30 protein-coding genes are annotated in these 19,398 nt (G+C 40.4%); all 30 read right to left on the bottom strand.

The window, feature by feature from the left end; genetic code table 11:
* Positions 1 to 88 precede the first annotated feature (88 nt).
* The 30 genes from NDN60_RS08635 to rplB all read right to left on the bottom strand — a co-directional run bounded on the left by NDN60_RS08635 (position 89) and on the right by rplB (position 19,397).
* Entirely contained in the window at positions 89 to 2,005 is a 1,917-nt protein-coding gene (locus tag NDN60_RS08635; RefSeq protein ID WP_056948157.1) for a hypothetical protein, read from the bottom strand.
* A 617-nt stretch (positions 2,006 to 2,622) separates the two neighbouring features.
* Positions 2,623 to 3,894 carry an Ig-like domain-containing protein gene (locus NDN60_RS08640; protein ID WP_099947765.1) on the bottom strand — a complete coding sequence of 424 codons (1,272 nt, stop codon included), beginning with the start codon at positions 3,892 to 3,894 and terminating at the stop codon, positions 2,623 to 2,625.
* Positions 3,895 to 4,300: 406 nt separating this feature from the next.
* A complete protein-coding gene (locus NDN60_RS08645; RefSeq protein WP_099947494.1) occupies positions 4,301 to 5,092 on the bottom strand; it encodes an energy-coupling factor transporter transmembrane component T family protein in 792 nt (263 codons plus the stop codon).
* Complete coding sequence (locus tag NDN60_RS08650) at positions 5,085 to 5,960, bottom strand: energy-coupling factor ABC transporter ATP-binding protein (RefSeq protein ID WP_099947495.1); 876 nt, start codon at positions 5,958 to 5,960, stop codon at positions 5,085 to 5,087. Before NDN60_RS08650 ends, NDN60_RS08645 begins: the two co-directional genes overlap by 8 nt.
* Positions 5,936 to 6,778, bottom strand: a complete 843-nt coding sequence (locus tag NDN60_RS08655) for an energy-coupling factor ABC transporter ATP-binding protein (RefSeq protein ID WP_011375428.1) — start codon at positions 6,776 to 6,778, stop codon at positions 5,936 to 5,938. The genes NDN60_RS08650 and NDN60_RS08655 overlap by 25 nt, the downstream gene beginning before the upstream one ends.
* Positions 6,779 to 7,331: 553 nt before the next feature.
* Positions 7,332 to 7,712, bottom strand: a complete 381-nt coding sequence (rplQ, locus tag NDN60_RS08660) for a 50S ribosomal protein L17 (RefSeq protein WP_011375429.1) — start codon at positions 7,710 to 7,712, stop codon at positions 7,332 to 7,334.
* Positions 7,713 to 7,738: 26 nt separating this feature from the next.
* Positions 7,739 to 8,677 carry a DNA-directed RNA polymerase subunit alpha gene (locus NDN60_RS08665; RefSeq protein ID WP_011375430.1) on the bottom strand — a complete coding sequence of 313 codons (939 nt, stop codon included), beginning with the start codon at positions 8,675 to 8,677 and terminating at the stop codon, positions 7,739 to 7,741.
* Positions 8,678 to 8,760: 83 nt separating this feature from the next.
* On the bottom strand, positions 8,761 to 9,153 hold the full coding sequence (gene rpsK / locus NDN60_RS08670; protein ID WP_011375431.1) for a 30S ribosomal protein S11: 393 nt from the start codon (positions 9,151 to 9,153) through the stop codon (positions 8,761 to 8,763).
* 23 nt (positions 9,154 to 9,176) lie between these two features.
* Positions 9,177 to 9,542: a 30S ribosomal protein S13 gene (gene rpsM / locus NDN60_RS08675; RefSeq protein WP_099947766.1), complete on the bottom strand. Its 366-nt coding sequence runs from the start codon at positions 9,540 to 9,542 to the stop codon at positions 9,177 to 9,179.
* A 22-nt stretch (positions 9,543 to 9,564) separates the two neighbouring features.
* Positions 9,565 to 9,681, bottom strand: a complete 117-nt coding sequence (gene rpmJ, locus NDN60_RS08680; protein WP_011375433.1) for a 50S ribosomal protein L36 — start codon at positions 9,679 to 9,681, stop codon at positions 9,565 to 9,567.
* A 32-nt stretch (positions 9,682 to 9,713) separates the two neighbouring features.
* A complete protein-coding gene (gene infA, locus NDN60_RS08685) occupies positions 9,714 to 9,932 on the bottom strand; it encodes a translation initiation factor IF-1 (RefSeq protein ID WP_004270190.1) in 219 nt (72 codons plus the stop codon).
* A 191-nt stretch (positions 9,933 to 10,123) separates the two neighbouring features.
* A complete protein-coding gene (locus tag NDN60_RS08690; RefSeq protein ID WP_011375434.1) occupies positions 10,124 to 10,780 on the bottom strand; it encodes an adenylate kinase in 657 nt (218 codons plus the stop codon).
* Positions 10,781 to 10,833: 53 nt separating this feature from the next.
* Positions 10,834 to 12,129 (bottom strand): preprotein translocase subunit SecY, encoded by a 1,296-nt coding sequence (secY, locus tag NDN60_RS08695; protein WP_011375435.1) that lies wholly within the window; start codon positions 12,127 to 12,129, stop codon positions 10,834 to 10,836.
* A complete protein-coding gene (gene rplO, locus NDN60_RS08700) occupies positions 12,130 to 12,564 on the bottom strand; it encodes a 50S ribosomal protein L15 (protein ID WP_011375436.1) in 435 nt (144 codons plus the stop codon).
* A 34-nt stretch (positions 12,565 to 12,598) separates the two neighbouring features.
* Positions 12,599 to 12,784: a 50S ribosomal protein L30 gene (gene rpmD / locus NDN60_RS08705; protein WP_004270183.1), complete on the bottom strand. Its 186-nt coding sequence runs from the start codon at positions 12,782 to 12,784 to the stop codon at positions 12,599 to 12,601.
* Positions 12,785 to 12,798: 14 nt separating this feature from the next.
* Positions 12,799 to 13,299 carry a 30S ribosomal protein S5 gene (gene rpsE / locus NDN60_RS08710; RefSeq protein WP_056948152.1) on the bottom strand — a complete coding sequence of 167 codons (501 nt, stop codon included), beginning with the start codon at positions 13,297 to 13,299 and terminating at the stop codon, positions 12,799 to 12,801.
* 18 nt (positions 13,300 to 13,317) lie between these two features.
* Positions 13,318 to 13,677, bottom strand: coding sequence for a 50S ribosomal protein L18 (gene rplR / locus NDN60_RS08715; RefSeq protein WP_011375438.1), 360 nt, complete (start codon positions 13,675 to 13,677; stop codon positions 13,318 to 13,320).
* 40 nt (positions 13,678 to 13,717) lie between these two features.
* Complete coding sequence (gene rplF, locus NDN60_RS08720) at positions 13,718 to 14,251, bottom strand: 50S ribosomal protein L6 (protein ID WP_011375439.1); 534 nt, start codon at positions 14,249 to 14,251, stop codon at positions 13,718 to 13,720.
* Between the two features lie 30 nt (positions 14,252 to 14,281).
* Entirely contained in the window at positions 14,282 to 14,680 is a 399-nt protein-coding gene (gene rpsH, locus NDN60_RS08725; RefSeq protein ID WP_011375440.1) for a 30S ribosomal protein S8, read from the bottom strand.
* Positions 14,681 to 14,711: 31 nt separating this feature from the next.
* On the bottom strand, positions 14,712 to 14,897 hold the full coding sequence (locus NDN60_RS08730; protein WP_076632258.1) for a type Z 30S ribosomal protein S14: 186 nt from the start codon (positions 14,895 to 14,897) through the stop codon (positions 14,712 to 14,714).
* A 17-nt stretch (positions 14,898 to 14,914) separates the two neighbouring features.
* Positions 14,915 to 15,457, bottom strand: coding sequence for a 50S ribosomal protein L5 (rplE, locus tag NDN60_RS08735; protein WP_004270214.1), 543 nt, complete (start codon positions 15,455 to 15,457; stop codon positions 14,915 to 14,917).
* 28 nt (positions 15,458 to 15,485) lie between these two features.
* The gene (gene rplX / locus NDN60_RS08740; RefSeq protein ID WP_011375441.1) at positions 15,486 to 15,797 is read right to left on the bottom strand and encodes a 50S ribosomal protein L24; all 312 of its coding nucleotides are present in this window, start codon (positions 15,795 to 15,797) and stop codon (positions 15,486 to 15,488) included.
* A gap of 30 nt (positions 15,798 to 15,827) precedes the next feature.
* Positions 15,828 to 16,196 carry a 50S ribosomal protein L14 gene (gene rplN / locus NDN60_RS08745; RefSeq protein WP_004270201.1) on the bottom strand — a complete coding sequence of 123 codons (369 nt, stop codon included), beginning with the start codon at positions 16,194 to 16,196 and terminating at the stop codon, positions 15,828 to 15,830.
* Positions 16,197 to 16,238: 42 nt separating this feature from the next.
* Complete coding sequence (rpsQ, locus tag NDN60_RS08750) at positions 16,239 to 16,508, bottom strand: 30S ribosomal protein S17 (RefSeq protein WP_011375442.1); 270 nt, start codon at positions 16,506 to 16,508, stop codon at positions 16,239 to 16,241.
* A gap of 23 nt (positions 16,509 to 16,531) precedes the next feature.
* Positions 16,532 to 16,726 (bottom strand): 50S ribosomal protein L29, encoded by a 195-nt coding sequence (rpmC, locus tag NDN60_RS08755; protein ID WP_004270191.1) that lies wholly within the window; start codon positions 16,724 to 16,726, stop codon positions 16,532 to 16,534.
* Positions 16,716 to 17,150: a 50S ribosomal protein L16 gene (rplP, locus tag NDN60_RS08760; protein WP_011375443.1), complete on the bottom strand. Its 435-nt coding sequence runs from the start codon at positions 17,148 to 17,150 to the stop codon at positions 16,716 to 16,718. The genes rpmC and rplP overlap by 11 nt, the downstream gene beginning before the upstream one ends.
* Before the next feature lie 2 nt (positions 17,151 to 17,152).
* Positions 17,153 to 17,812, bottom strand: a complete 660-nt coding sequence (gene rpsC, locus NDN60_RS08765) for a 30S ribosomal protein S3 (protein WP_011375444.1) — start codon at positions 17,810 to 17,812, stop codon at positions 17,153 to 17,155.
* A gap of 13 nt (positions 17,813 to 17,825) precedes the next feature.
* Positions 17,826 to 18,179, bottom strand: coding sequence for a 50S ribosomal protein L22 (gene rplV, locus NDN60_RS08770; protein WP_011375445.1), 354 nt, complete (start codon positions 18,177 to 18,179; stop codon positions 17,826 to 17,828).
* An 18-nt stretch (positions 18,180 to 18,197) separates the two neighbouring features.
* On the bottom strand, positions 18,198 to 18,479 hold the full coding sequence (gene rpsS, locus NDN60_RS08775; protein WP_004270198.1) for a 30S ribosomal protein S19: 282 nt from the start codon (positions 18,477 to 18,479) through the stop codon (positions 18,198 to 18,200).
* 84 nt (positions 18,480 to 18,563) lie between these two features.
* A complete protein-coding gene (rplB, locus tag NDN60_RS08780) occupies positions 18,564 to 19,397 on the bottom strand; it encodes a 50S ribosomal protein L2 (RefSeq protein WP_011375446.1) in 834 nt (277 codons plus the stop codon).
* Between the last annotated feature and the right edge of the window lies 1 nt (position 19,398).

Genomic DNA, 19,398 nt, shown 5'->3' on the forward strand with positions numbered 1-19,398 from the left:
GATTCTTTAAATTCATTTGAATATTTAATTGCCATAATAAAAAGCTCCTTTATGATGTATTATATCGAACAGTTTGTCCGTAATTCCATCATAGGAGCCTTACATCACCTTTGACGGTCAAGTTTGAGTCTAATTCATCAGTAATAATTGCACCCTTAGGTAAGGCTACTTTCGTTTTAAGATTCTTCAACGTCCCTTGGTATTCAACCGTATCACCCGGTTTATAGTCGGTTTCGGTCTTGAAACTTGAATCTCCATTCGTGATATTCTTAACCTTTTTGCTAATCTCAGCCGCACGTTCTACTAAGTCAGTGTGTTCATGGTTAACGGAAGTCATCCCTCCACTATCGACAGCCCAGACAACAATCCGATCACCGACGTGTAGGTCATCTTCAATCCCTTTAGCTAGACCAGAATAATTCTTGGTTTGTCCAGCCGCAACATCTGCGACTGATGTCAGAACTTTAGGGCCACCGGTCGTGACATTGCCACTAGCATCTTTATGTTGCACTTCATAATAGATTAATTCATTCATCTTCTTGTATTTAGGATCAGCTGAATCAGTTGGGTTTTTGTTCGTCACTGTCCCGTCTAAGACAACATCCTTTTGACTACCATCAACATACATTACTCGCGGCTTTTGATTCAAAGTGATTTCCGGTGGACTTGGTTGACCCCCACCATTTAAACCAACTTCATAGCCAATATCCCGCGATTCACCTTGTTTTAAATCTTTAGGCCACCAGAGCATGTCGAGTTCGGTATCGATGTTTACCTTCGTCGTTCGATCTCCTTTTGCACGTGGTGTCGCAAATCGTTTACCAATAAAAGTTGATGGGATACTTGTGGGCGCATTTGTGAGATTAAAGCCTTGCCAACCATCAGGACCAGAACCATTGAAAAGATTAAAATCATAAAATAAAGAAGCATTCCCTTCCTGATACTTAGTTGGACCTTCTGTTGCTGAAATATCTTGTTTCTCGTACATACCGCGATCACCATCAGCAATAAGTTTTGGCTTATCTCCAATGGCACCTGACCCTTGGTCACTAGTCCAAAAATTCCGTAAATCAGTATCAATTGTTCGACCAAAGAAGAGGCCTTTTAAATCACGACCAGAAGTATTGGTGATGTGCTCCTTAATGTAGACGGTCTTCCAATCAGTTGGTTGGTACGTTACATCATCAGTAATTGTAGTCGCAACACCACCGACCGTACGTGTATATTCTAAAGTCTGCTTCAAAATAGTTCCTTGTGCTTCTAATGATGATGCCGTAACTTTTATTGTTCCACTTGTTCCAATCGCATTATCAGCCTCTAAGCCAAAAAGTAAAGTTGTCGAGGAACTTAAATTTGTAAAACTCAAATCAACTTGATTGGGGGCAATCGGTGTACCTGCACCAAGATCAATATCAAATTTATTTACATCATCTTTATGAATTGACATCCAACGTGTGTATTGTCCAAAATCTTTCGCACCTTGTGCCCATAAACCAATATTATTCCGTCCAGCGTGTTCCATCAAGGTCTTAGTAATTGGTACCCCTTGAACTTTACCCGCTACAAAATTAGCATAGGAAATCGACTGATCAGTGATAGTCGGTGTCTTACCTCGAATCCCATCATAGTTCGTCCCATTTGTATAGGCTAAGTAGTTCCCACCACCAAGTGCTAACTTACCTTGATGGAATGTTAGTCCAGTATCATCAGCCGCCGACAATGATGCACTTTGCATGACCGACTTACCTGTCGAATTTGAACTAGAGCTCTTCTTACTTTCTTTTTTCTGACTTGTACTCGAAGATTGCACAACATTCTGGCTGCTACTTCGAAGTTGCGAAGACTCACTCACTTGTGCAATCGATTTACTAGTATCTATTATTTTAGATGTTGTTTCACTACTATTATTGGCAGTTGCTGCCGCAAATACAGTACCTAGTGACTGCAAAACAGTTGTCATTAATAACAAAATTATTAATAAACTATAGATTATTCGCTTCTTCATGCCCGATATCCTCCCACGTCACTCCATAACCGCTTAACGACTAAGGTATACAATTTTATGTGTTCTAAATCCCTACAGAACACTGATTCAAATGATTCGAAACAGAATCATAACTCTTGAGTTATGGTTCTTGATAGTTTCTATATAGCTACTCTCCAAATTAGAGAAGGCTATTAATTAAAAAAGCCTTTAATTTCTATAAATCGCGTTATACTGGCGTTTATTATTTTAAATAATCCCATTAATTGACTTGCGCGCTATTAAACAACGGTGTAAACTAACTGTAATGTTAATAATTCACAACTCAAGAGTTATTATTTTTATTTTTGCTATTTTATTAAATATATAGTTATTAAAAAATCGCTATAAACGTTTATAGCGATTTTTATTTGATAATTTTTTTCATCATTCCATTATTTTTAAAAGATTATTAAATCACAATCAGTATGATTTGTTACTTTATAGCAATTTCACTACCCCTAAAAGATCATTTTTTTACAATATAATTAAATAAAACAATATTAATTTCCAAATAAATTAATTTTCACTTTTAAATATTATCATAAATAAAAAATCTAGAGAATGAATACTCCCTCTAGATTTAGTCTTATCTAATATTATTTAGTTTCGTCAGGAATAACAACAAATTGCGCTACTTTACTAACATCACCACTTGAATTTTTTTCTTGAACATTGATGATATCAAACAGTTTCCAGAAAGTACTTGATACGTTTACCAAATATGATTTATCTGCCTGTACAGTAGTTGTTACAGATTCTCCTGTCCGCTGGTTAGTTACAACAATTGAATTCCCTGGCGCATAACCAGTTCCTTTAACCGTTTTATCACTAAGTTGTTGGTTTTCTGGAACACCCGGTGCTGGAATCTCACCGCCTTTATGTTGCACTGTTGCTGTTGTACTTGGACTTTCACCAAACCCAGCATTTTGAGTTGCTGAAATTGTTACACCAGCGTTATGGGCTGGAATTGTAATGCTGTAAACACCACTTGCATCAACTTCGCCTGTTCCAATGATTGGGCTATCTGGTTGAACACCTTGCCGTAATGTGATTTTTGCGCCTGGAATTCCTGAACCCGTTACAACTGTATCTGTGTCATAAATCGGGTTATGAATTGTTGGGGCTTGTTTCAAGATATCGTACCCAGGATCTAATTGCCAAATTGGAATGGTTGTTGCGCCATTTGTATTACCAACTAAATGCCAATCGATAATACCCGCATCATCTTTATCTGTGATTGTACTTGCTAAATGATATGCTGATTTGTCATAAGCATCTGGAATACGTACGCCTGTATCTGTTACCATATCGCCTAAGTTAAGATCAAATTCAACGTGCATTTGAACATTTAAGCCGATACCTGTTACAGTAGGGTTATCAAATTTCAATAAGTATGTGTCATCCGATTGTGTATCTTTTTCGATATGCATTTCATTTGATGTGTAACTATGGTTAATTGTATTGATTGATGATGTGTAATTGAAGTTTGCTGATGCAATATATTTGAGTAATGAGCCATTTTTAGCGAAAGCATTGAATTCTCTTGGCAACTTAATTGTTGTTACAGTATGTTCTTGCCAATTAAGTGCTGCGAATGATTTCACATCATATTTCATGTGAAGCGTCCCACGTGTTACTTGATTGCCGGCGATTAATTCTAAACCGTCCATCGCTGTACCGCTTGCTGCTAAAGTACCAGATGTTTGATAATCAATACGAGGACTGTTATCTTTCTTAGTCATTACTGATGATGTGTCGGCAGATGTTTTAGCTGCGGCCATCGCTGTTGATGTTCCAGCTGTTACTACCATTCCTAATACCGTTGATGATACCAATACTAAGTTTACCAATTTTGAACTTTTAATCATGCTTTTCGCCTCCAAGTGCGTTTTATATTTTTAGCTCAGCGATTATTAGTCAACGACGTTAATTGCCTTTGCTATGTGAATAATGTATCATCTCTTTTTTTGATAGTGCAAGTGATATTTTCGATTAGTTTTTACTGATGCTACCAAACTCATCGGCGCTGTAAGCGTTACAAAAATAAACTTTTTTTAAATTTCTTCTTCCGAGCATGTTATTTTTTTAACTTGTTTACTATTATATTTTGAGACATGTAAATATAATCTAATCCTTATATAAATCCTATTATACCGGCTGTTTTCAGGATTCATGATAGGATTAGAAATAATTAACCGTCGATACTAAAAAAGCATTATCTGTAAAATCACCCTTTTGAGGTCATTTTATAGACAATGCTTTTTGAATTGTTCATTAACGTAATATCACTAAACCAACCGTTAATACCGCCATTGCAACAAACGCGAGTGTATCTCTTGTTTGCCATTTTAGGACGCGGTATTTACTGCGGCCTTCGCCACCTTGATAGCCACGGGCTTCCATAGCTGTCGCTAAATCATCGGCCCGGTTGAAGCTGCTGACAAATAGCGGAATCAAAATCGGGATAATGGATTTCATTTGTTGTAAGAGACTACCTTCTCCGAAATCAACACCCCGCGCACGCTGCGCATTCATGATCTTCGTCGTTTCATCCATCAACGTCGGTACGAAGCGCAACGCGATTGATAACATCAATGCGACTTCATAGACTGGGAAATGAATGACTTTTAACGGCTTCAGAATCGATTCGATCGCATCTGCTAATAATAACGGTGGTGTCGTCAACGTTAAGAGCGTCGACATGAAGATAATCAGCACGAAGCGCATGAAGATATATGCCCCGTTGAGTAACCCGAACTTGGTCAGGCTCAAGAAGCCCCATTGCCAATAGACGGTCCCCCCACGCGTGAAGAAGATTTGAAGTAAAACGGTAAAGAGGATGAGCCACAATAATGGCCGGACCCCTTTCAAGAAGAAACTAAGTTTAATTTTCGAAATTAGAATTAAGGCCATCGTGAAAACAAATAACAAGAGATAAGCTGGCCATGAGCGTGCTAAGAAAATGATCCCGATGTAATAGAAACTGGCGATTAACTTCGCCCGCGGGTCCATTCGATGGAGGATTGAATCCCCCGGAATATAACGGCCTAAGATTAGTTTATTCATTAGCGCCACCTGCTCCCTGCGGTAATTGATCGCGCAACATCGCTGCTAATTCGTGTTCTGTTAATGGTACCTTAGGGAATCCAAAGCCCTTCTTGATTAACGCTTGGGCAAACTGCGTCGTGGTTGGTAGGCCTAATTGCTTAGACGTTAGCCACTCAGGGTCCGCAAAAATTTCGCGCGGTGTCCCACTCTTGGCAATCCCGCCATTTTCCAAAACAACGACATGATCCGCATAGTTGGCCACATCGTCCATTTGATGCGTGACCATCACAATTGTCATACCTTGTTCGCGGTGTAGTTTTTCAAATAAACCCATCATTTCCCGGCGCCCGACTGGATCGAGCCCGGCGGTTGGTTCATCGAGAATTAAGACCTCTGGCTGCATAGCCAAGACACCGGCAATTGCGACTCGCCGCATCTGACCACCGGATAAATCAAACGGTGATTGTTCTAAAACGGCTTCTGGTAGACCAACCAATTCGACCATCGCTTTAGCCCGTTCAAGTGCCTCAGCTTCAGGCACACCGAAATTTTGGGGCCCGAAAGCAATATCCTTTTGTACCGTGGCTTCAAATAATTGGCTTTCTGGAAATTGGAAGACCATACCGACATTTTGCCGGATGACCTTCAAGTTCTTATTATTCGTTTCAGGCGTAATCTGGCGTTCACCAATCTGCACGACCCCTTCAGTCGGCTTCAACAACGCGTTCAAGTGTTGCAATAACGTCGATTTGCCACTGCCGGTATGGCCGATTAATGCCGTATAAGAGCCTGATTCAATCGTTAAATTAATGTGTTTTAACCCAATCCCTTGAAAAGGTGTCCCGGGTTGATACGTATAACTTACATCTTTGAATGTAATGTCCATAGGTGATCAACCATCCTTTCCGTTGTGAGATAGTCAACTGGCATCGGTACACCGAGCTTAGTAAGTGCTGCTTTGAGTTTCTCTGGATATGGGACATCTAACCCAAGGTCGAGCAGGCGTTGCCCATATGCGAAGATTTCGGCTGGTGTCCCTTGATCAATCACTTGTCCCTTATCCAGCATGACAATCCGATCCGCACTAGCGGCTTCGTCAATATCATGGGTAATTGAAAGCACGGTCATATTCGTTTCTTGTTTCAACGTATGAATCGTCTCGAGGACTTCTTGGCGACCCTTAGGATCAAGCATACTTGTTGCTTCATCGAGAATGAGGATCTCAGGTTGTTGGGCAATAATGCCCGCTAATGCAACTCGTTGCTTCTGGCCACCAGATAAACGACTTGGTTCGCGCGTCATAAATTGGGTCATACCCACGCGGTCAACTGCATCTTGAACCCGCCGCTGCATTTCAGTCCGTTCAATCCCTTGGTTTTCAAGGCCAAACGCGACATCATCTTCAACCGTCGCACCAACAAATTGGTTATCTGGGTTTTGGAAAACCATGCCAATCTTACGGCGAATATCCCAAACGGTTTCAATCGATAAAGGCAAGCCATCAATCGTAATATCTCCTGACTGTAAATCTAATAAGCCATTCAGGGATTTGGCAAACGTACTCTTGCCACTCCCATTATGCCCAATAATTGCAACCCACTCACCAGCATTGATGCTGACCGATAAATCATTAAGGGCCAAGCGACTCGCCTGTGGGTATTCATATTTTAAATGTGCCACTTCTATGATTTTATTTTCATCCATTGAGAATACCTAATTTCATGATTTAGAGTGCCGTTCAAAGCGTTTTGGCTCTGAGCATTAGCCTAGTATCGTGAATAAGCGATGCAATCGATTATTTGCGATGCGTAGCTAAGCACAGGAAGTTACTACTAATGGCACGTTTCACTTTAGAGTGCCATTAAAAGTGGTTAGGTTCCGAGCATTTACCTAGTTCCGTGAATAAGCGATGCAATCGCTTGTTTGCGGGACGTAGTAAAGCACAGGAAGTTGCTACTAATGGCACGTTTCTACTAAAATCGCCCCACCACTTGCTTATAGGGCTGCGAAACTACCCTCTATTTTATCATAGAATCCCCTTAAAGTGGCTGTGTAAGTCGCTCTGTTTATAAATCCACTTAACACAAAAAACGCCTAACTCTGTAAACAGAATTAGACGTTTTATTATGTAAATCATCAATCGATGAAAGTTATGCTGTGGTGCTAACATAACCTTAGGACTAGACTTGGCAAATAAATGCCATCATCATAACGCCCTGTCTCATCGATCAAATGACCTAGAAATCATTTTTTATTATTAAACAAGTTCAATAATAACCATTAATGCACCGTCACCACGACGAGGGGCTGTTTTAAGAATACGTGTGTAACCACCATTTCTTTCAGCATAACGTGGAGCAATGTCACTAAATAACTTTTGTAAAGCAGATTGAACGATTACTGCTTCGTCTTCTTCGCGAATATCAGCTACTTCGTTACGAACGAATGCTGCAGCTTGACGACGAGCGTGTAAATCACCGCGTTTACCTAAAGTGATCATTTTTTCAGTTGTTTTACGAATTTCTTTGGCACGAGCTTCAGTAGTAACGATACGTTCATTGATGATTAAATCTGTAGTCAAATCACGTAACATTGCTTTACGTTGAGAGCTTGTACGACCTAATTTACGATAACTCATGAATGGAGTCCCTCCTTCTTATCAGTTTATTCTTCTGTGCGTAAGCCTAAGCCAAGATCAAATAACTTGTTCTTAACTTCTTCTAACGACTTGCGACCAAGATTTCTAACTTTCATCATATCTGCTTCTGATTTGTCAGTTAACTCTTGAACAGTGTTGATACCAGCGCGTTTCAAACAGTTGTATGAACGTACTGATAAATCTAACTCTTCAATTGTCATTTCAAGCATTTTTTCTTTATGCGTCTCTTCTTTTTCGACCATGATTTCAGCATTCTTCGCTTCATCAGTAAGATCTACAAAGATTGCCAAATGCTCTGTCATAATCTTCGCAGCTAAGCTAATAGCTTCTCTAGGACTGATGGAACCGTTTGTCCAAACATCAAGTGTTAACTTGTCGAAATCGTTACGACGACCAACACGTGTACTTTCTACTTGATAGTTGACACGACTGATTGGGGTATAAATTGAGTCGATTGGTAAAACACCAATTGGCATATCGTCTGACTTGTTTTGAACAGCAGCAACATAACCACGGCCTTTTTTAACTGTCATTCGCACGTGGAAATTGCCGCCTTCAGCTACTGTACAAATATATTGATCAGTATTTAAGACTTCAACATCGTCATCCGAAATGATATCAGCAGCAGTAACTGTTGCTGGTCCCTTAACGTCAATCTCAATCGTTTTGTCTTCTTCAACGTGCAATTTAAGTGCTAATTTTTTGATATTCAAGATGATTTGTGTCACGTCTTCTAGGACGCCATCAATTGTTGAAAATTCATGTAAGACACCATCAATTTGGATATCTGTGACAGCAGTACCAGGTAAAGATGCCAATAAGATACGACGTAAAGAGTTACCTAAAGTCGTACCGTATCCACGTTCAAGTGGTTCAACAACGAATTTACCGTAGTTAGTACTTTCATCAACCTTTGTAATGTTTGGTTTTTCAAATTCGATCATTCTTATCTTTTACCCCTTTCAAAACGAGAAGTGTTTATACGTGAACACGTTTCAGTTTGTCTCAAAATGAAGCGTAGCCCAGACTAAACACGACGGCGTTTTGGAGGACGAGATCCATTATGAGGAACTGGTGTGACGTCACGAATAGCAGTAACTTCTAAACCAGTTGCTTGTAATGAGCGGATTGCAGCTTCACGACCAGAACCTGGTCCCTTAACAGCAACTTCAATAGATTTCATACCATGTTCCATGGCTTCTTTACCAGCAGCTTCTGCAGCCATTTGAGCAGCAAAAGGTGTTGACTTACGACTACCTTTGAAACCTAATGAACCAGCAGATGACCATGCAACAGCATTCCCGTTAGGATCAGTGATCATTACAAGAGTGTTGTTAAATGTTGAGTGAATATGTGCTACGCCAGCTTCGATATTTTTCTTTACACGACGCTTACGTGGTGCATTCTTCTTGTTTGCCATAAATTATAACCTCCTTTTACTGATTATTTTTTCTTGCCTGCGATAGAAACTTTCTTACCTTTACGTGTACGAGCGTTGTTCTTCGTGTTTTGACCACGAACTGGTAAACTACGACGATGACGCATGCCACGATAAGAACCGATTTCTTGTAGACGTTTGATGTTTAAGCTAACTTCACGACGAAGATCGCCTTCAACTTTAACTGTATCTAATGCTGCACGGATCTTGTCTTCTTGATCCGGCGTTAAATCGCGTGTACGGACGTCTGTTGGGACGCCAGCATCAGCCAAGACTTTAACGGCAGTTGTATTTCCGATTCCGAAAATATAAGTTAAAGCAATCACAATTTGTTTATCACGTGGTAAATCCACACCTGCGATACGAGCCATTCTTGCACCTCCTGCTTATTAATTAACCTTGACGTTGTTTATGTTTTGGATTAGCTGCGCAGATAATCATAACGCGGCCTTTTCGTTTAATAACTTTACAATGTTCGCACATTGGTTTTACTGATGGTCTTACTTTCATATCGACTGACCTCCTTGATATGATCCTTACGCCTATTTAAAGCGATACGTAATTCGTCCCTTAGTCAAATCATATGGTGATAGTTCAACTGTCACACGGTCTCCTGGTAAAATCTTGATGTAATTCTTACGGATTTTACCTGAAACGTGTGCCAAAATCACAGCACCGTTTTCAAGTTCTACTTTGAACATTGCATTTGGTAAAGTATCAGTTACTTTACCTTCAATTTCAATGACGTCATCTTTTGCCACGCAAAAGTACCCCCTTGTGGTTATGAAAATTCATACAGAAAAATGGTGAGAGCTCTCCGCACTCACCCTAGTGTCATACCGAGATATTATATCACAAGCATTAAATTTTTAAAAGCACTGATTACTTAGTCATTAACAACAAGTCAGGCTTTTACGTGAATAATGACCTAAAAGATCACTTGAGTTGATGACTAGTCTTTAATGGTATCAAGTACTTTTTTAACGGCAGCGAACACGTCATCAATTTCTTGATTCCCATCTACCGTGTAAAGCAGGTTACGTTTTTCATAAAAATCAAGTAAAGGTGTATTCATTTCGATATTGACCTTTAAGCGATTCTTAACCGTTTCAGGTTTATCATCTTCTCGTTGGAAGAAGACGTGGCCGCCACAGCGATCACATGTGCCTTCCACTTGAGTTGGATGGTAAAGCTTATGGTACGTTGCACCACAAGTTTTACAAATGAAGCGACCAGATAAACGATCAGCCAAGATTTCAGGATCAACATCAATGTTGATCACACCATCTAAAGGTTTGTTCAATTTATCAGTAATCACTGCCAAAGCATCCGCTTGGTCAAGTGTCCGAGGAAAACCATCAAGAAGATAACCTACATTAGTATCTGCTTGTGAAAGACGTTCCTCGACAATTCCGTTTGTCACATCATCTGGTACCAATTCACCTTTATCGATGAAGGCCTTAGCTTTAACACCAAGGTCTGTTTGATCTGCCATAGCAGCTCTAAACATATCACCAGTTGAAATGTGTGGAATATGATAAGCGTCAACAATCTTTTCAGCTTGCGTTCCCTTACCAGCGCCAGGAAGTCCCATTAACATGAGATTCATGCCTTTGCCTCCTATTTAAAACAAGGATTCAATACTTTTTAAACGATAATTGCTTATCGAATGAAGCCAACGTATTTCCGTTTCATGAGTAAACCTTCGAGTTGACGAGTGCTTTCAAGCGCCACACCAACGACGATTAGTAAACTAGTCCCACCTAAACCAATTGATTGAGGTAGACCACCGAGGTTTGCTGCTAATTGAGGTAATAATGCAATTACCCCTAAGAACAACGCACCGACAGTCGATAGTCGCATTAATACGCTGGAGAGATATTTCTCGGTACCTTTACCCGGCCAAACACCTGGGATATAACTCCCTTGTTTGGTCAAGTTCTCAGCAACTTTTTCAGGGTTAACCTGAACAAATGCGTAGAAGAAGGTAAAGAGAATAATGAGCACCGTATAAACAATCGAACCTGTCACAGTTTGCATACTGAAGATGTCTGACATAACTTTGAACCAAGCATCTTCACCATGACTTGCCTGGAAGGCCATTAAGATTGTTTGAGGTGTCATAATAAATGAACTAGCAAAGATAACCGGAATCACACCAGCAACATTGACCTTTAGTGGTAAGTAACTGTTGTCACCTGCACCTGCTTCGCGACGTGTATATTGGATTGGAATCTTACGGTTCGCTTGTTGAACCCAAGTAACGAAAGTCACAATGACTAATACCGCTACGATTAAGCCAACAACGAACAAGATTCCTAACCACATTTCACCCTTAGAAGCATTCAAGACATGTTCCTTGATGATTTGATGAAGGCCACTTGGGAGGCGCGCAATGATACCTGCGAAGATAATCATTGAAACACCATTCCCTAACCCTTTATCAGTTATCTGTTCACCTAACCAAGTAATTAACATCGTACCACCCGTAAGGATGATCCCGATGCTAACGAAGGTCTTAATTCCTGGATCTTTAACCAAGCCCATTTGACTGAGTGAGTTAAAGCCAGCAGTAATCCCAATTGATTGAATAAACGCTAAGATGATCGTTAAGTAACGCGTCACTTGGTTAAGTTTACGTCTCCCAATTTCACCTTGCTTGCTCCATTCAACAAATTTAGGCACAATGTCCATTTGTAGTAATTGAACCACAATTTGGGCCGTGATGAATGGTGAAACCCCCATCGAGAAGATGGAGTAATTCGCCAAGCCACCACCACTAACAGTATCAAGTAAAGGAATCAAACCAGTTGATCCTAACTTGGTTAACGCGCCAGCGTTAACACCTGGTACTGTAATCTGTGCACCTAAACGATAAACGATCAAAACGCCTAAAGTGAACAAAATCTTACTACGGATTTCCTTGACTTTAAATGCGTTTCTTAGTGTTTTAAGCAATTAAATCACCTCAATTGAACCGCCAGCAGCTTCTACAGCAGCTTTTGCAGCTTCAGAATACTTGCTTACCTTAATGTTCAATTTTTTGTTTAATTCACCATTTGCTAATACTTTAACACCTGAAAGTTCGTTCTTAACAACACCTGCTTCGATTAATACAGTTGCTGTGATTTCTGTACCGTCTTCAAAACGATTTAAATCGTTAAGGTTAACGACAGCATATTCTTTGCGGTTGATGTTCTTGAAGCCGCGTTTTGGCATACGACGGAATAAAGGCATTTGCCCACCTTCAAAGCCTAAACGTACCTTACTACGAGCCTTTTGGCCTTTTTGTCCACGGCCAGCTGTTTTACCAGTACCTGAAGACGTACCACGACCGACACGCTTGCGAACATCGCGAGCACCTTCGTTAGGTTTCAATTCATGTAGTTTCATTATTGTGCGCACCTCCTTGCAATATATGTTGAAATTAGTCTTTAATTTCTTCGACTGTTACTAAATGTGCGAGTTTGAAAATCACACCGCGAGTTGCAGCATCATCTGGTTTGATTACAGAACTATTTACTCGGTTCAAGCCAAATTCTTTGACCATTTTACGTTGTTCTGGAAGACGATGAGCAGCACTTTTTCTTAAAGTAATCTTTAATTTAGCCATGTTCAGTTATCCTCCTAGTTTTGTAAGCTTTCTACAGAGATATTACGCAATTCTGCGATTTGTTCAGCAGTCTTCATACGAGTTAAACCGTCAATTGTGGCACGAATAACGTTGATAGCAGTTTTGCTACCCAATGTTTTACCTGTCACATCATCGATTCCTGCTAATTCCATGACGGCACGAACAGCGCCACCAGCGGCGATACCAGAACCTTCAACGGCTGGTTTTAATAGAACACGACCAGCGCCAAAGCGACCGATAACTTCATGAGGTAAGGTTGTACCAACCTTAGGCACATTGATTAGATTCTTTTTAGCGTCTTCAACGGCTTTACGAATAGCTTCAGGTACTTCTTGAGCTTTACCAGTACCGAAACCAACGTGACCGTTTTTATCACCAACGATTACGATAGCAGCAAAACGTAGACGACGTCCACCTTTAACAACTTTTGTAACACGGTTGATTGAAACAACGCGATCTTCTAAGTCTAAATGAGTTGGATCAATGTAAGTCATAAATGGTTTTCCTCCTTATTAGAATTCTAGTCCGTTTTCACGAGCAGCTGTAGCTAAAGCAGCGATACGACCATGATATAAATAGCCGCCACGATCAAAGACAACAACTTTGTGGCCTGCTTTAACTGCACGTTGTGCAACTAATGCGCCGACTTGTTGTGCTTGTTCGACTTTAGTTCCTTCTACTTTTACTTCTTTATCTAATGTTGAGGCACTTGCTAGCGTCACACCCGCTACGTCATCAATAAGTTGAGCGTAGATGTTTTTGTTAGAACGGAAAACGTTCAAGCGTGGGCAGTCAGCAGTACCAGAGATCTTGCCACGAACGCGTGTATGGCGTTTTTGACGTGTCTTATTCTTGTCTGGTTTTGAAATCACAATTTTCACCTCTTAATGTTGTTTAAACAGCTAGGCTGCTTTATTTACCAGTTTTACCTTCTTTACGGCGAACATGTTCATCAGTATAACGAATACCTTTGCCTTTGTAAGGTTCTGGAGGACGTACATCACGAATTTCAGCTGCGAATTGGCCAACTTTTTGTTTGCTAATACCGCTGATAATGATGTTTGTGTTTGATGGCACTTCTACGTTAACACCTTCTGGTGCTTCCATTTCAACTGGATGAGAATAACCAACGTTTAATACTAAAGTTTTACCTTTTAATTGAGCACGGTAACCAACACCGATAAGATCCAATGTCTTCTTAAAACCTTCCGTTACGCCCAAAATCATGTTGTTCAAGTTAGCACGCATTGTACCGTGCATTGCACGATCACTATCACTACTACGTGTAAAGTTGATAAGGTTACCTTCTTCGTGCATTTCAATGATTGGATTGAAATGACGTGTTAGTTCACCTTTAGGTCCCTTAACTGTGATGTTGTTTTCACCGTCTTTAGTAACGGTAACACCTGCAGGAACTTCGATTACTTTTAATCCGATACGACTCACGTTACAGCACCTCCTTAATTTGAGTTTAGATTACCAAACGTATGCGAGAACTTCGCCGCCGGCAGCCTTTTCACGAGCTTCTTTGTCTGTTACGACGCCGTTACTTGTTGAGATAATAGCAATTCCTAAACCATTTAATACCTTAGGAACTTCGTTAGCTTTTACGTAATTACGTAAACCAGGTTTTGAAATACGTTTCAAACCAGAGATAACACGTTCGTTATTCTTACCATACTTCAAGAATACACGGATGATACCTTGTTTGTCGTCTTCAATCACTTCGTAATCGCGGATAAAGCCTTCGCGTTTCAAGATTTCAGAAATATCTTTTTTAATACGTGAAGCAGGAACTTCTAAAGATTCGTGACGTACCATGTTGGCGTTACGAATACGTGTTAGATAGTCTGCGATAGGATCTGTCATGACCATGTGGATTAACCTCCTTTATTGAATCTTTTGATTACCAGCTGGCTTTTTTCATGCCTGGAATTTGGCCCTTATGAGCTAATTCACGGAGGCAAACCCGGCAAAGCTTAAACTTACGATATACAGAATGTGGACGTCCACAACGTTCGCAACGTGTGTATTCTTGTGTTGAGAATTTTGCAGGACGATGATTCTTTACAACTAAAGATTTTTTAGCCAAGAAATTGACCTCCCTTTTTATTTAGCGAATGGCATGCCAAATTGTGTTAACAATTCGCGTGCTTCTTCGTCAGTGTTTGAAGTTGTTACAATAACAACATCTAAACCACGAACGCGATCTACCTTATCATAATCGATTTCAGGGAAGATCAATTGTTCGCGTACACCTAATGTATAATTACCGCGACCATCGAATGATTTTGCACTAACACCGTGAAAATCACGAACACGAGGTAAAGATACGTTAACTAATTTATCTAAGAAATCGTACATTCTTTCGCCACGTAAAGTTACTTTAGCGCCGATTGGCATACCTTCACGTAAACGGAAGCCAGCGATTGATTTTTTAGCTTTTGTGATTAATGGTTTTTGACCAGCAATCAAACCTAATTCTTCAACAGCTTTGTCCAAGTTCTTAGCGTTAGAAACAGCATCACCAACACCCATGTTAAGTACGATCTTTTCGATCTTAGGTACTTGCATGCTTGATGTGTAGTTGAATTTTTCGATCAACGCTGGTGTCATTTCTTTAACATATTTTTCTTTTAAACGGTTAGTCATGTAAAAAGTGCCTCCTTTCCCCAAAAGATTATTTATCGATTGATTCTCCAGTTTTCTTTGACACGCGTACTTTCTTGCCATCGACAACTTTGTAGCCTACACGAGTAGCTTCGTTGTTTGATGGGTCGATTAGCATGACGTTTGAAGCATCGATACTTGCCTCTGTATCAACAATCCCACCATTAGGATTTTGAGCATTTGGCTTAACGTGCTTTTTAATGGTATTGATACCTTCAACAACAACTCGACCTTCTTTAGGCATAGCTTTGATGATTGTACCTTCTTTACCTTTATCTTTACCGCTGATTACTTTTACTTTATCACCAGTTTTAACAAACATTGATATACGCACCTCCTTGGTAGTCTGTAATTATAGAACTTCAGGCGCTAAGGAAACGATCTTCATGAAATCACTGTCACGTAATTCACGTGCAACTGGTCCGAAGATACGTGTTCCTTTTGGAGTCTTGTCATCATTGATGATAACAGCAGCGTTTTCGTCGAACTTGATGTAAGAACCGTCTACACGACGAGCACCTGACTTAGTACGAACGATAACAGCTTTGACAACTTCACCTTTTTTGACAACGCCACCTGGTGTTGCCTGTTTAATTGTTGCAACGATAACATCACCAATATTGGCAGTCTTGCGACCTGAGCCACCTAAAACTTTAATAGTTAAAATTTCACGGGCACCTGAGTTATCAGCAACTTTAAGACGACTTTCTGATTGAATCACTTATAGGTCCTCCTTCCGTCACTTAATTATATGAGTAACGATTTAGATAATAACTGCTTTTTCAACGACATCTAATAAACGGAACCGTTTTGTACGTGACAAAGGACGAGTTTCCATAACACGTACAACGTCGCCAACTTTTGCTTCGTTGTTGTCATCTTGTGCATAATATTTCTTTGAATATTTAACACGTTTACCGTATTCAGGATGTGTTTTATAAGTTTCAACCATGACAGTGATTGTTTTATCCATTTTGTCTGAAACAACACGGCCTTGGTACACTTTACGATGGTTACGACTTTCTTCGCTCAAAGTAAATAGCTCCTTTCCATTTATTATTTGTTAAGTTCTTGTTGACGTAATACAGTTTTAATCCGTGCAATGTTCTGACGAACTTGCTTTAAGCGGGCGGTATTTTCTAATTGACCGGTAGCTTGTTGGAAACGAAGATTGAATAATTCTTCTTTGTATTGGTGTTCTTTTTCAAGCATTTCAGCAGTGGTTAATTCAATAATATCTTTAGCCTTCATTTGACTCGCCACCTACTTCCTCGCGTTTTACGATCTTAGTTTTAACTGGCAATTTATGTGATGCCAAGCGTAATGCTTCACGAGCAACTTCTTCAGAAACGCCGCCGATTTCAAACATGATCTTTTCACGTTTTACTACAGCAACCCATCCAGCAGGAGCACCCTTCCCTGAACCCATTCGAACGCCGACACCTTTTGCAGTGTATGATTTATGAGGGAAAATTTTAATCCACACTTTCCCACCACGTTTCATGTAACGAGTCATGGCAACACGGGCAGCTTCGATTTGACGGTTGGTAATCCAACTTGATTCTAATGCTTGTAACCCGAATTCACCAAAAGTGACTTCTTTGCCACCTTTTGCAGCACCGCGCATCTTCCCACGGAATTCACGACGATGTTTTACACGTTTAGGTACTAACATGTTTATTTCCCTCCTTTCGTATTGTTGTTGGCTTTAGCAGGTAATACTTCGCCCCGATAAATCCAAGTCTTAACTCCTAATTTACCGTAAGTAGTCATGGCTTCGTCCCATGAATAATCGATGTCTGCACGTAATGTATGCAAAGGAACAGTTCCTTGAGCATGTGTTTCGATACGAGACATGTCAGCACCGTTCAAACGGCCGGCAACTTGAGTTTTGATACCCTTAGCACCAGCGCGCATTGTACGTTGCATAGCTTGGCGTTGAGCGCGACGGAAAGCAACACGTGCTTCCAATTGACGAGCAATACCTTCGCCTACTAAATGAGCGTCTAAATCAGGTTTCTTGATTTCCACAATGTTGATGTGTACTTTCTTGCCTGTTAAGTTATTTAAAGCTTTACGTAGATTTTCTACTTCTGAGCCGCCTTTACCAATGACCATACCAGGTTTAGCAGTATGGATTGAAACGTTCACGCGATTTGCAGCACGTTCGATTTCAATAGTAGAGACAGATGCGTCAGCTAATTTTGTGTTGATATATTTACGAATCTTAAGATCTTCGTGTAAGAATGTTGCGAAATCTTTTTCTGCATACCATTTAGCGTCCCAATCACGGATGACGCCAACACGAAAACCGGTTGGATTAATCTTTTGACCCACGCGATATCCCTCCTTATGCTTCTTTTTCTGATACAACTACAGTGATATGACTTGTACGTTTGTTGATTGGTGATGCTGAGCCTTTAGCGCGAGGACGAAAACGTTTCAATGTTGGTCCTTCGTTAGCGTAAGCTTTCGTAACAACCAAGTTTTCTGCGTCTAAGTCATAATTGTGTTCTGCGTTAGCGATAGCTGACTTCAAAACTTTGATAACAACTGGTGAAGCAGCTCTTGGTGTAAATTCTAAGATTGCAATTGCTTCTGCAACACTCTTGCCTCTAATCAAGTCGATTACCATACGCACTTTACGTGCAGGCATGCGAACTGACATAGCACTAGCTGTTGCACTAGTAATTTGATCTGCCATTGAGATTCATCCTCCTTTCTAGCGTGCTTTTGTTTTCTTATCGTCATTTCCATGACCATGGAAAGTTCTTGTTGGTACAAATTCGCCTAATTTATGGCCTACCATATCATCTGAGATGAAAACGGGAACGTGTTTCCGTCCATCATAAACAGCGATTGTGTAACCAATAAAGCTAGGGAAAATTGTCGAGCGACGGGACCAAGTCTTGATGACTTGTTTCTTTTCGCTGTCGGCTTGTGCTTCAATCTTGTTGAGCAAGTGAGCGTCTGCGAATGGTCCTTTTTTCAAACTACGACTCATTATGAAACCTCCTTCGAATGAAAAGTGCAACGTGCCCTAATTGCTTAGGCCGCGTTGGCTTTGGATAAGTTCAATTTAAATTGATTATCTTGATTTACGATGACGAATAATAAGTTTCTCTGAACGAGCCTTACTACTACGAGTTTTCTTACCAAGTGTCTTCTTACCCCATGGAGACATAGGAGAAGGACGACCGATTGGCGCTTTACCTTCACCACCACCATGAGGATGATCGTTAGGGTTCATTACTGATCCACGAACTGTAGGACGAATACCCATCCAACGTTTACGGCCAGCTTTACCAATCTTGATTAATTCGTGTTGACCGTTACCAACTGTACCGACCGTTGCACGACATGTAAGTAGGATCATACGTGTTTCGCCTGAAGTTAAACGAACGATAGCGTATTTGCCTTCTTTACCTAATAATTGAGCTGATGTACCAGCTGAACGAACCAATTGGCCGCCTTTACCAGGTTTTAATTCGATATTGTGGATAAGAGTACCATCAGGAATATTAGCTAATGGTAATGCGTTACCTACTTTAATATCAGCATTAACACCAGATTCAACGATCATACCTACTTCAAGGCCTTTAGGGGCGATGATGTATGCTTTGATACCATCTGGATATTGGATTAATGCGATATTTGATGTTCTATTTGGATCATATTCGATTGACTTAACAGTCGCTTTGATATCATCCTTAATACGCTTGAAGTCAATGACACGGTAATATTGTTTATGACCGCCGCCACGATGACGAACAGTGATATGACCATGTGCATTACGACCAGCAGTATGGCTTTGGGATTCCAACAACGTCTTTTCAGGGGTTGTCTTTGTGATCTCAGCAAAATCTGAGCTGGTCATGTTACGACGACCATTTGTGGTTGGTTTATACTTAATAATTCCCACG

The sequence above is a fragment of the Latilactobacillus sp. genome, from assembly GCF_033176295.1.
In the GTDB taxonomy this organism is placed as follows: domain Bacteria; phylum Bacillota; class Bacilli; order Lactobacillales; family Lactobacillaceae; genus Latilactobacillus; species Latilactobacillus sakei.